The organism is Pseudomonas sp. GXZC (assembly GCF_026967615.1).
Taxonomy (GTDB): Bacteria; Pseudomonadota; Gammaproteobacteria; order Pseudomonadales; family Pseudomonadaceae; genus Aquipseudomonas; species Aquipseudomonas azotoformans_A.
Genome location: NZ_CP114115.1, coordinates 6,074,520 through 6,086,305, shown reverse-complemented (window position 1 = coordinate 6,086,305; position 11,786 = coordinate 6,074,520). Strand labels below are relative to the sequence as shown.

Annotated in this window: 9 protein-coding genes; all 9 read right to left on the bottom strand. The window is 61.0% G+C overall.

Annotated features, from left to right (window positions below; genetic code table 11):
- Positions 1 to 7: 7 nt before the first annotated feature.
- The 9 genes from OZ428_RS28755 to OZ428_RS28715 all read right to left on the bottom strand — a co-directional run bounded on the left by OZ428_RS28755 (position 8) and on the right by OZ428_RS28715 (position 11,777).
- Complete coding sequence (locus OZ428_RS28755; RefSeq protein WP_269132046.1) at positions 8 to 1,024, bottom strand: class I SAM-dependent rRNA methyltransferase; 1,017 nt, start codon at positions 1,022 to 1,024, stop codon at positions 8 to 10.
- A 57-nt stretch (positions 1,025 to 1,081) separates the two neighbouring features.
- Positions 1,082 to 1,951, bottom strand: a complete 870-nt coding sequence (locus OZ428_RS28750; RefSeq protein WP_269132045.1) for an oxygenase MpaB family protein — start codon at positions 1,949 to 1,951, stop codon at positions 1,082 to 1,084.
- A 16-nt stretch (positions 1,952 to 1,967) separates the two neighbouring features.
- Positions 1,968 to 3,905: an acetate--CoA ligase gene (acs, locus tag OZ428_RS28745; RefSeq protein WP_269132044.1), complete on the bottom strand. Its 1,938-nt coding sequence runs from the start codon at positions 3,903 to 3,905 to the stop codon at positions 1,968 to 1,970.
- Between the two features lie 105 nt (positions 3,906 to 4,010).
- Positions 4,011 to 5,675, bottom strand: coding sequence for a glucose-6-phosphate isomerase (gene pgi / locus OZ428_RS28740; protein WP_269132043.1), 1,665 nt, complete (start codon positions 5,673 to 5,675; stop codon positions 4,011 to 4,013).
- A gap of 225 nt (positions 5,676 to 5,900) precedes the next feature.
- Positions 5,901 to 6,752, bottom strand: a complete 852-nt coding sequence (gene panC, locus OZ428_RS28735; protein WP_269132042.1) for a pantoate--beta-alanine ligase — start codon at positions 6,750 to 6,752, stop codon at positions 5,901 to 5,903.
- Positions 6,749 to 7,549: a 3-methyl-2-oxobutanoate hydroxymethyltransferase gene (panB, locus tag OZ428_RS28730; RefSeq protein WP_269132041.1), complete on the bottom strand. Its 801-nt coding sequence runs from the start codon at positions 7,547 to 7,549 to the stop codon at positions 6,749 to 6,751. Before panB ends, panC begins: the two co-directional genes overlap by 4 nt.
- Positions 7,550 to 7,763: 214 nt before the next feature.
- Positions 7,764 to 8,261: a 2-amino-4-hydroxy-6-hydroxymethyldihydropteridine diphosphokinase gene (gene folK / locus OZ428_RS28725; RefSeq protein WP_269132040.1), complete on the bottom strand. Its 498-nt coding sequence runs from the start codon at positions 8,259 to 8,261 to the stop codon at positions 7,764 to 7,766.
- Positions 8,262 to 8,263: 2 nt separating this feature from the next.
- Complete coding sequence (locus tag OZ428_RS28720) at positions 8,264 to 9,652, bottom strand: polynucleotide adenylyltransferase PcnB (RefSeq protein ID WP_269132039.1); 1,389 nt, start codon at positions 9,650 to 9,652, stop codon at positions 8,264 to 8,266.
- 697 nt (positions 9,653 to 10,349) lie between these two features.
- A complete protein-coding gene (locus OZ428_RS28715; protein ID WP_177053169.1) occupies positions 10,350 to 11,777 on the bottom strand; it encodes a sigma-54-dependent transcriptional regulator in 1,428 nt (475 codons plus the stop codon).
- Between the last annotated feature and the right edge of the window lie 9 nt (positions 11,778 to 11,786).

Sequence of the window (11,786 nt, the reverse complement as noted above, 5' to 3'; positions counted from 1 at the left end):
AAACGTCTTACAGCTGCAGTATCAGGGTTTTCAGCGGAGGTTGTTGGTCCTGCGAGGGAAAGTCCGCGCCTGGCGTCATGACTTTGCAGTCACGCACGGGGCGCCCGGCCTTCTCCGCGCAACGCAGCACCTGTTCGCGCCAGTCCTCCATGCTGACTTTCGCCAGGTTGTTGCAGCAAATCAGCACGCCATTGTCGGCGGTGGCCAACAGTGCGGGCTTGAGCAGGCTCTGGTAATCGCGCAGCAGGTCGACGGTGCCGAAAGCACTCTTGGCCCAGGCTGGCGGGTCGAGCAGTACCAAGTCGTATTGACGTTGTTCCAGGCGCGGGTAACTCGGCAGCTTTTGCCCGCGGCGCTGGGTGATCGGCAGGCCGGCCAATTGGCGGATCGCCGGGAAGTAATCCGACTGCACGAACTGCATGGTCGGCAATTGCGGGTTGAGCAGCCCATTTTCGCGCCCGACCGCCAGGTTGCCCTCGGCGAAGTCCAGGTTGCACACCTCACGCGCACCACCGGCTGCCGCGCTCAGGCCGACGCCGCAAGTGTAGGCGAATAGGTTCAGCACGCTTTTGCCGGCGCTGTGGGCCTTGACCCAGCCGCGGGTGTTACGCAAATCCAGGAACAGAAGCGGGTCCTGCCCGGCATGGCGGCCGCGCACGCGGTAATTGAGGCCCCACTCATGGCCGATCAGGTCTTCCAGTGCAGCGGGCTCGGCACGATAAACCGTGTCTTCGCGGTCGATGCGTGAGTTGCCACGGGAACGGTCGTTGTACACCAGCAACAATTCCAGGCCCATGTACTGGTTGACCTGTTGATGCAGGTCCAGCAGTTCTGCGGTTTCCAGGGATTGGTGAAAACTCTGCACCAGCAATTGCGGGCCGTAGCGGTCGATGGTCAGGCCGCCGGCGCCTTCCTGGCTGCCATGGAACAGGCGGTAGCAGTCGGTGCCTTGGGCGTGCAGCTCATGGATCAGGTCTTGGCGATGATCGAGGGCGGCGCGCAGCGCCTGATTCAGAGGAGACATGGAGCGCGCCTTGCTGGGGAAATGAGGGCGCGAAGTTTAACAGCTATGCGCCGTCGCCTACATCAACCCCATCCGCCGATGGGCGCGTTGCACCGAACCGTTGCGCATCGCCCATCGCAGCATCGGCGCACTGCGCTTGACCCCGGCACGGATCATCTGGCGTTGCAGCGGGCTTTGGTGTTGGTCGAGCATGGCGCTGGCCCAGTCCGGCAGCAGGTCGATGCCGGCCTGCATCATCAGGCTGCCAAAAGGTTTGGCCAGCAGGCTGGGGGAGGGCGCATTCAGGAGCAAGCGCAGTACTTCGCGGCTGCGATCGTCGCACAGTAATTGCGGGCGGATGCGCGCCAGATAATCCGAAATTTCCTGCCGAGAACGCGGAACATGCCGCGCGCCCAGCTGTTCGGCGACTAAGGCAATTTCACTGTAGTAACGGTCCTGGTCTCGACCGGACAGATTCGGGTTGCGATAGCGCAAGTGGGCGGCGAGGAAGTTACTGACCTCTGCCACATGCACCCAGGTCAGCAACTCCGGGTCGCTGGCCGCGTAAGGTCGCCCGTCCGGGGCATGGCCGACTACCTGCAGGTGAATGGTGCGGACTTTTTCGATCAGCCCTTCGGCGTCTTTGCGCGAGCCAAATGTTGTGCCCGAGATGAACTGCGAGGTGCGCCGCAAGCGCCCGAGCATGTCCTGGCGAAAGTTGGAATGGTCCCACACGCCCGCCAGGGCCAATGGGTGCAAGGCTTGCAGCATCAAGGCGCTGATGCCGCCGATGAGCATGCTGCTGAAGTCGCCATGGACCTGCCAACTCACCGAATCGGGCCCGAACAAACCAGGGTCACCCTTGGGGTTTTCCAGGTCCAGTTGGCCCAGTGACAAACCGGTCAGGCTCATCAACTGGTTTTCGATACGGCTGCGGATAAATTCCATGGCGACTCAGGGGTTCCTATCGGTTCAGGCGTTTGTCGATCAAGCCCTCTACGACACTCGGGTCGGCCAGGGTCGAGGTATCACCGAGGCTGTCGAGTTCGTTGCAGGCGATCTTGCGCAAAATCCTGCGCATGATCTTGCCGGAGCGGGTTTTCGGCAAGGCCGTGGCCCATTGGATCAGTTCCGGCTTGGCAAAGCTGCCGATTTCCTTGCTGACCAGCTCCAGCAGGTGTTTTTTCAGCGCATCGTCGGGTTCCACTCCATTCATGGGCGTGACAAACGCATAGATGCCCTGGCCTTTGACGTCATGGGGGTAGCCCACCACGGCGGCCTCGGCCACCTGGTCGTGCAGCACCAGGGCGCTTTCCACCTCGGCGGTGCCGATGCGATGGCCCGACACGTTGATCACATCGTCGATGCGCCCGGTGATCCAGTAGTCGCCGTCGTCATCACGGCGTGCGCCGTCGCCGGTGAAGTAGTAGCCGGGGTAGGGTTTGAAATAGGTGTCGATCATGCGCTGCGGATCGCCGTACACGCTGCGGATCTGCCCTGGCCAGCTGGCTTTGATCGCCAATACGCCACTGCCGGCGCCGCTGAATTCCTTGCCCTGTTCGTCAAGCAACACGGGCTGTACGCCAAACATCGGCTGGGTCGCGCAGCCGGGCTTGATGCGCTGCGCACTGACCAAGGGGCTGAGCATGATGCCGCCGGTCTCGGTCTGCCACCAGGTGTCCACGATCGGGCAGCGTTGTTCGCCGACGGCATTGAAGTACCAGTCCCAGGCTTCCGGGTTGATCGGCTCGCCGACACTGCCCAGCAGGCGCAGGCTGGCGCGAGAGGTGTTCTCCAGCGGGCCGTGACCCTCACGCATCAGAGCACGCAAGGCGGTGGGCGCGGTGTAGAAGATGTTGACCTTGTGCTTGTCGATCACTTGCCAGAAGCGCGAGCTGTCCGGGTAGCTCGGTACGCCTTCGAACATCAGCGAAGTCGCGCCGTTGGCCAGCGGGCCGTACACGATGTAACTGTGGCCGGTGACCCAGCCCACATCGGCGGTGCACCAGAACACCTCGCCCTCGCGGTAGTCGAGCACGTATTTGAAGGTCATCGCCGCTTGCAGTAAGTAGCCGCCGGTGGTGTGCAGCACACCTTTGGGTTTGCCGGTGCTGCCGGAGGTGTAGAGGATGAACAGCGGGTCCTCCGCGTCCATTGGCTCGGGCGGGCAGTCGTCGCTGGCCGCATCCAGGGCCTGTTGATACTTGAGGTCGCGGCCTTCGCTCCAGTTGACGGTCGCACCGGTGCGCTCTACCACCAGCACTGTGCTTACATTTGGGCAACTGGTCAGGGCTTTGTCGACATTCTGCTTCAGCGCCACTGGCTTACCGCCGCGCACGCCTTCATCGGCGGTGATTACGGTGCGGCAGTCGGCGTCCAGAATACGGTCACGCAAGGCATCCGGCGAGAAACCACCAAACACCACGGAATGCACCGCGCCAATCCGCGTGCAGGCGAGCATGGCGTAGGCCGCTTCCGGGATCATCGGCATGTAGATGCACACCCGGTCGCCTTTCTTCACGCCACGGCTTTTCAGCACATTGGCCAGGCGACTGACGTTCTGGTGCAGTTGGCGGTAGGTGATGTTGGAGGATTTGGCAGGATCATCGCCCTCCCAAATGAAGGCCGGCTGATCGGCGCGTTGCGCCAGGTGACGGTCGATGCAGTTGTAGCTGACGTTCAGTTGGCCGCCGGCAAACCACTGGGCGGCGCCAGTGTTGATGTCGGAGCTTTGAACGGTGTGCCACGGGGTGATCCAGTCGAGAAAGCCTTTGGCCTGTTCAGCCCAGAAGGTGTCCGGCTGCTCGATGGATTGGCGGTAGAGGCGCTGATAGTCCTCTTGACTGAGTTGCGCAGCCCGGCGGACGGCATCGGCGGTGGGGAACGTGCTGATATCGAACATGAGCGATCCTTATTCTTGTTTTTGCGACAAGTCATAAAGATGCACCCTGCAAGGGGAGGGTTCAAGGCCAACGTCCAAACGGACGTTGGCCTTGCCATACCTGGATCAGCCGCGGTGACGACCGCGGAAGTAGTTGATCAGGCCCTGGGTCGAAGCATCCTCGGCCGAGGTTTCTTCGGCGCCGGTCAGGCGGTTGTAGACGCCTTTGCCCAGCTCTTTGCCCAGTTCCACACCCCATTGGTCGAAGGCGTTGATACCCCAGATCACGCTCTGCACGAACACTTTGTGCTCATACATGGCAACCAGAGCGCCCAAGCGACGCGGGCTGATGCGCTCGACCACGATGGTGTTGCTCGGACGATTGCCCGGGATCACCTTGTGCGGTGCCAGCTTCTGCACTTCGTCTTCCGGGATGCCCTTGTCGCGCAGCTCGGTTTCGGCTTCGGCGCGGGTCTTGCCGAGCATCAGCGCCTGGCTCTGGGACAGGCAGTTGGCGTACAGCCACTGATGGTGGTCGGACACCGGGTTGAAGCTGACGATCGGCACGATAAAGTCGGCCGGGATCAGTTGGGTCCCCTGGTGCAGCAACTGGTGGTAAGCGTGTTGGCCGTTGCAACCCACGCCACCCCAGATCACCGGGCCGGTATCGGTCGCGACGGGGGTGCCGTCCTGGCGCACGCTCTTGCCGTTGGATTCCATGTCCAGCTGTTGCAAGTGTTTGGTGATGTTACGCAGGTAGTGGTCGTACGGCAGGATCGCATGGCTCTGCGCGCCCCAGAAGTTGCCGTACCAAACGCCCAGCAAGCCCAGCAGTACTGGCATGTTCTGTTCGAACGGCGCGTTCTGGAAATGCTGGTCCATGGTGTAGGCACCGGACAGCAGCTCCTTGAAGTTGGACATGCCGATAGCCAGGGCGATCGGCAAGCCGATGGCCGACCACAGCGAGTAACGGCCGCCGACCCAATCCCACATCGGGAAGATGTTTTCTTCACGGATACCAAAGGCCACCGCCGCCGCGTTGTTGCTCGATACGGCGATGAAATGGCGGTACAGTTCGGCTTCCGAGCCACCCTGGGCCAGGTACCAGGCGCGGGCGGCCTGGGCGTTTTTCAGGGTTTCCAGGGTGTTGAAGGATTTCGACGAGACGATGAACAGCGTGGTCTCGGCGCGCAGCTTCATGGTCAGTTCGTGGAACTCGCTGCCGTCGATGTTCGCCAGGTAGTGGCAGCGCACGCCTTTGTGGGCGTAGGACAACAGCGCTTCGGAGACCAGCTCCGGGCCGAGGAACGAGCCACCGATACCGATGTTCACCACGTCGGTGATCGGCTTCTCGGTGTAGCCACGCCACAGGCCATCATGAATGCGGCCGACCAGGTCAGTGATCTGGTTCAGCACCTTGTGCACGTCCGGCATGATGTTCACGCCGTTCACCGACAACTTGTCGCCTACCGGGCGGCGCAAGGCGGTGTGCAGGGCCGGGCGGCCTTCGGAGGAGTTGACCGGCTCGCCGGCGTACAGCGAGTTGATCGCGTCTTTCAGGCCGACTTCTTTGGCGAGGCCCACGAGCAGGTCGCGGGTTTCGCTGGTGATCAGGTTTTTCGAGTAATCGAGGAAAAGTCCGCAGCTGCTCAGGGTGAACTGGGAAAAACGCTGAGGATCGGCATTGAACGCTTCGCGCATGCTGAAATCCTGCATGGCTTGGCGATGTTGATTGAGCGCTTGCCAGGCGGGCAGAGCGGTAACGTCATGAGGAGTGCGGTAGTACGCCATCGCTGCGGGTTTCCTTTTATTACGGGGACTGCCTTTAGGACACTTCTAAGCCCGGAACGTCCAGTCTTTGATCAAGCATTGGGTTCCGGACAGCGCTAACCATAGCGCAGGGCGATTACATTAAACCTAGCGTGTCGATATGTCTTGGCTTTGTCTGCGCTAAGGCCGGTACTTTTTTATACCGGCCCTTTTTATTGACGCAGCGAGGAGGGTGACTGAAAGGGGTCAGTCGAGGGTCAGGTGCAGGTTGTCGATGAGTCGGGTAGCGCCGAGATAGGCGGCGACGAGGATCACGATATCCCGATCCTCGGCCGTGGCCGGGCGCAAATGCACACCCTGACGCACTTCGAGGTAGTCCAGGCGCAACCCGGCGGCTTCGATCTGCTGGACCTGTTCGGCGCGCAGCTTGGCGAAGTCGTGGTCACCGGCTTTGATCGCGGCACCGATCTGGCTGAGGCTGCGGTACAGCACCGGCGCAATGGCCCGTTGCTCGTCGGTGAGGTAACCGTTACGCGACGACAGTGCGAGGCCGTCGTCGGCGCGCACGGTGGGCTCGCCGATGATCTGGATCGGCATGTTCAGGTCGTGGACCATGGCGCGGATCACGGCCAGTTGCTGGTAATCCTTCTGGCCAAACACCGCCATGTCCGGCTGGACCATGTTGAACAGCTTGCTCACCACCGTCGCCACGCCTTCAAAATGCCCCGGACGGCTGGCGCCGCACAGGCCTTCAGACAATTGCGGCACGCTGACGCGGGTCTGGCCGGTCATGCCGCCGGGGTACATTTCCTCGACGGTGGGCGCGAACAACAGGTTGCAGCCCGCTTGCAGCAGCATTTCCTGGTCGGCGGCCAGGGTGCGCGGATACTTGTCCAAGTCTTCGCCAGCACCAAACTGCAGCGGGTTGACGAAGATGCTGGCCACCACGAAATCCGCCTGCTGGGCGGCCTTGGTCACCAACGTGGCATGGCCGCTGTGCAGGTTGCCCATGGTCGGCACAAAGCCAATGCGCTTGCCGGCATTGCGAGCGTGGGTCACCGCAGCCCGCAGTTCACGTACGGTTTTTACGGTGTTCATGCAGAGAATCCGTGTTCAGCGCCAGGGAAGGTCACGCCTTTGACTTCGGCGACGTAGGCGCTCAATGCAGCGTGAATGCTGTCCTGGCCGGCCATGAAGTTCTTCACGAACTTCGGCACACGGCCGCTGATCGACAGGCCGAGCATGTCGTGCAGCACCAGCACCTGGCCATCGGTGGCCGAGCCTGCGCCAATCCCGATCACCGGCACTTTCACCGCCTGGGTGATTTCTGCCGCCAGTTCGCTTGGCACGCATTCGAGCAGGATCATTGCCGCGCCCGCCTGTTCCAGGGCGATGGCATCGGCGCGCATCTGCCGCGCCTGGGCCTCATTGCGGCCTTGTACCTTGTAGCCGCCGAGGATGTTCACCGACTGTGGCGTCAGGCCCATGTGCGCACACACCGGCACGCCGCGTTCCGCCAGCAGGCGGATCGACTCGGCCAGCCACACTGCGCCTTCGACTTTGATCATGTGCGCGCCGGCTTGCATCAGCTTGCCGGCATTCTGGAAGGTCTGATCGAGCGTCGCGTAACCCATGAACGGCAGGTCGGCGATGATGAACGCACCGTCGTTACCGCGTTTGACGCTGGCGGTGTGGTACGCAAGTTCATCGGTGGTGACGGGCAGGGTGCTGTCATTCCCTTGAAGAACCATGCCCAGGGAGTCGCCCACCAGCAACACTTCAACCCCGGCCTGGCAACTGGCGTGGGCGAAGGTGGCGTCATAGCAGGTCAGCATGGCGATTTTTTCACCTTTGAGCTTGAGGCTCTGCAAGGTGGTCAGGGTAATGTCTGGCATGAAAAGGGTCCTCATTCAGGCGCTTGGAAACAGCGAGTAACGCGCGTGAGTCTTCGTTTATACAGGCGCACGGTCTTGAGAGCAGTGCTTATATGGCCTGGATTGCGCCCTTTAGCGCCGGGTTGGCGGCAGCGGGACGCCTATAGTCGTGAGGAGGACACGGGAAGTCAATTGGATGTGTTACCGCATTGTTACGATGACGGTGTTACCGCTGTTACTGACGCGATTCAGCAACTGTAAGGCGTTCCAGACCGACAAACGGGCAGGCTGCCAGCAAGTCATCAAGAGTTTGGCCATCGGGTAACAGCAGGCTGGCGGGCGCCAGTTCGGCCAACGGGTACAGCACAAAAGCACGCAGGTGCATCTGATAGTGCGGGACCTTGAGGCGCGGTTCGTCGATCAGGTGATCGCCAAACAGCAAGATGTCCAGGTCGAGCGTGCGCGGGCCCCAGCGCTCAAGACGTTCGCGGCCCTGGTCGTTCTCGATGGCTTGCAGTGCATCCAGCAACTCAAGGGGCGCCAGATTGCTGTCCAGGGCGGCAACCGCATTGGTGTAGCGCGGCTGGCCTGGGAGCAGGGAATCACTTTGATAAAACGCGGACACACTGGCGACGGTGGTGCCCGGCAATTGCGCCAGCGCTTCGATAGCGCTGCGCAATTGCTGGTCCGGGGCCGCCAGATTGCTGCCCATGCCGATGTAGATGCGTTCCACGTTTATTCGCCCGAGGTATCGGCCGCGCTGCGCTTGCGCTTGGTGCCGCTGCGACGACGCTTCTTCGGCCCTTCGCCGTCGCTTTTGCTGCCGAGGTCACGAATCATGTCGCGGCGCTCGCTGTCATTGGCGTCCTGGTAATCGGTCCACCATTCACCCAGGCCATCGGTCTGCTCGCCAGCGCTTTCACGCAACAGCAGGAAGTCGTAGCCGGCGCGGAAGCGCGGGTTGTCCAGCAACAGGTCGGCGCGTTTACCGCTGCGGCGTGGCAGACGCTCCTGCATGTCCCAGATCTCGCGGATCGGCATGGTGAAACGTTTCGGAATGGCGATGCGCTGGCACTGCTCGGCGATCAGCTCATGGGCGGCTTCCTGCATGGCCGGGATCGGTGGCATGCCGCGCTCCTGCAAGCGCAGTACGCGTTTGGGCAACGCTGGCCACAGCAAGGCGGCAAACAGGAACGCCGGGGTGACCGGCTTGTTCTGCTTGATGCGCAGGTCGGTGTTGATCAACGCTTCGCTGATCAAGGTGTGGGTGTACGTCGGGTTGTATTCCAAAGCCTCGGCGCTGGCCGGGAACAGTGGGTCGAACAACTGCAGGTCCACCAGCATTTCAAAGGTGTCGGCGGCATAACCCGAGAGGAACAGCTTGAGCACTTCTTCGAACAGGCGTGCCGACGGGATCTCCCGCAGCATCGGTGCCAGTTCGCGAATCGGCGCGGCGGTATGGCGCTCAATACCGAAGTTCAGCTTGGCGGCAAACCGCACGGCCCGCAGCATGCGCACCGGGTCTTCCTGGTAGCGTTGGACCGGATCGCCGATCAGGCGAATCAGATTGTTACGAATATCGTGTACGCCATTGGCGTAATCGAGGATGCGCTCGCTGACCGGGTCGTAATACAGGGCGTTGATGGTGAAGTCGCGGCGTTGCGCGTCTTCTTCCAGGGTGCCGTAGACGTTGTCGCGCAGGATGCGCCCGCTTTCGTTGCGGGAGGACTGATTGGTGTCTTCCTCTTCATCGTTTTGCGGGTGGCCGGCACGGAACGTCGCGACTTCGATGATTTCGCGACCGAAGTGGATATGCACCAGCTTGAAGCGTCGGCCGATGATCCGCGCATTACGGAATTCGGCACGCACTTGCTCAGGCGTGGCGCTGGTGGCGACGTCGAAGTCCTTTGGCGTGATATTGAGCAGCATGTCGCGCACACAGCCACCGACCAGGTAAGCCTGGTAGCCAGCGTTCTGCAGGCGTTCGACGATATTCACGGCATAACGGCTGAATTGAGCGCGCTGCAGCGAATGCTGGCTGCTGTTGAGCACTTCAGGCGTGCTGCGTTTGTGTTGCGTACGACGCAAGGGAGAACGGAATGACTGGAACAACTTCTTCAGCATGGGATGCACTGTTTGAAGGAATGTTCGGCCATAACGAAGAATGACCGCATGATGGGCGGGGATTCTAGCATTTAGTCAGGGGATGGTGTAGGAACAAGCTACAGGCATTGCGCCATAAGCCTTGAAAGGTCAAATCCCGGAAACTACAAGGGGAGCCGAAGCTCCCCCAGAAGTAGTTGCGTGCTCTATTTTTATTATTGATTTCGGGCTTCTTGTTTTTGTTGATCGCCCTCGCCATGAAGCTTCACCTTCATGACACTCCCAATCGGGAGTCAAGAGCAAACGGATTGCTTTGGTCGCTGTGTTGCTGATCTACGATCCAACCAGTTCAGGCTCTGCCTTAGGGCAGTTTTTGTTGTTCTCGGCCTGGTTGCGGGGCAAGCCCCAAATGCAACGCCTCTCCAAAAGAATCAGTTAGCTGCGCCTCCGCCGTGTTGTTTTTGTTATGCGTGAGTCGATTCGTCTTATTTTTATTGTCTTGTACAAAGCTTGTTATTGTTTTTGTACTAAGCATATAGCAGGGTGCGTGCCAACTTTTGCGCCGCCCAGTAAAACCGGGGGTTTGAGGTGGTTTCGGGTTTTTGACGGGCCAAAAAAAGCCGGGGCTTCGTTACCGTAAGCCCCGGCTTTTGTTACGCGAAATATCCGCGGTAACAGTTTTTTCACATCGGTGGGTGTTACCTGTGGGCGCGCGCCCTCAGCTTTCGCTGGCCACACCGGTCTTGCGCCGTGGAATGCCCAGGCGCTGGCGGCGCTCCCACAGGCATTTACGGCTCACGCCTAGCTTGCGCGCCAGTTCGGTCTCGGTCATGTGGTCCTGGTGCTCAAGGACGAAATGCTGGAAATAATCTTCCAGTGACAAATCTTCCGTCGGCTCATGGCTGGTATTGCTACCGCCCTGCTGTGGGGCCAGACCGATGAAGTCGTCATCCTCCAGGTCGCTCAGCTCAATATCGATGCCCAGCAGTTCGGCGGAAATCTCCGGGCTCTCCGACAGGATCACCGCACGCTCCACCGCATTCTCCAGCTCCCGCACGTTACCCGGCCATGAGTAATGCCGGATCGCCTGCTCGGCGTCTGGCGCGAACTTCAGGTCGGTACGGTTGATGCGCGCGCTCTGGCGCAGCAGGAAGGCGTTGGCGATCTCGTTGACGTCGGCGCCACGCTCACGCAGGGCAGGCAGCTTGAGGGCGATCACATGCAGGCGGTAATACAAGTCTTCACGGAACTGGCCGATCTTGGCCAGGCTCTTGAGGTCGCGGTGGGTCGCTGCGATCAGGCGCACATCGACCTTTTGCGACTGCACCGAGCCTACGCGGCGAATTTCGCCTTCCTGTAGCACACGCAGCAATCGGGCTTGGGCTTCCAGCGGCAGCTCACCGATTTCATCGAGGAACAGCGTGCCGCCGTCCGCCGCTTCGACCAGGCCCGCACGCCCGGCGCTGGCGCCGGTAAACGCGCCTTTCTCGTGGCCGAACAGTTCGGACTCGATCAGCGATTCGGGGATCGCTGCGCAGTTCACCGAAATCATCGGCGCCTTGGCACGCTTGGACAGGTTGTGCAGGGCACGGGCCACCAGTTCTTTACCGGTGCCGGACTCGCCCTGGATCAAGACATTGGAGTCAGTCGGCGCTACTTTGCGGATCTTGCCGTACAGGTCCTGCATCGGAGGGCAGGAGCCGATGATGCCAATCTCGCCGTTGCTGTTATCGACGCCTGGCTTGTCGGCAGCTTTGCCCGCTGGACGTTGCTCGGCGGGCGCATTGCTGGCCGACTGTCGGTCGCGCAGGATGCGGGCCACGGCCTGAAGCATCTCGTCATGGTCGAAAGGCTTGGCGATGTAGTCCACCGCGCCCATCTTCATGGAGTCGACCGCCGAACGCAGGCTGGCGTAGCTGGTCATGATCAGCACCGGGGTGCCCTGGCCAAGCTTGATCAACTCGGTGCCAGGCGCGCCAGGCAGGCGCAGGTCACTGACAATCAGGTCGAACGTGGGAATGCTGAAACGCTCCTGGGCTTCCTGCACCGAGCCGGCTTCGCTGACCTGGTACTGATTACGTTCAAGCAGGCGACGCAAGGCAGAGCGGATAATGGTTTCGTCTTCGACGATCAAAATGTGCGGCATTGATTCAAT

What these genes read in the sequence shown, in the direction of transcription:
- panC (WP_269132042.1), bottom strand. Translation starts at nt 6,752, where the DNA reads ATGAACACCGTAAAAACCGTACGTGAACTGCGGGCTGCGGTGACCCAC.
- OZ428_RS28755 (WP_269132046.1), bottom strand. Translation starts at nt 1,024, where the DNA reads ATGTCTCCTCTGAATCAGGCGCTGCGCGCCGCCCTCGATCATCGCCAA.
- OZ428_RS28720 (WP_269132039.1), bottom strand. Translation starts at nt 9,652, where the DNA reads ATGCTGAAGAAGTTGTTCCAGTCATTCCGTTCTCCCTTGCGTCGTACG.
- OZ428_RS28715 (WP_177053169.1), bottom strand. Translation starts at nt 11,777, where the DNA reads ATGCCGCACATTTTGATCGTCGAAGACGAAACCATTATCCGCTCTGCC.
- OZ428_RS28750 (WP_269132045.1), bottom strand. Translation starts at nt 1,951, where the DNA reads ATGGAATTTATCCGCAGCCGTATCGAAAACCAGTTGATGAGCCTGACC.
- acs (WP_269132044.1), bottom strand. Translation starts at nt 3,905, where the DNA reads ATGTTCGATATCAGCACGTTCCCCACCGCCGATGCCGTCCGCCGGGCT.
- pgi (WP_269132043.1), bottom strand. Translation starts at nt 5,675, where the DNA reads ATGGCGTACTACCGCACTCCTCATGACGTTACCGCTCTGCCCGCCTGG.
- panB (WP_269132041.1), bottom strand. Translation starts at nt 7,549, where the DNA reads ATGCCAGACATTACCCTGACCACCTTGCAGAGCCTCAAGCTCAAAGGT.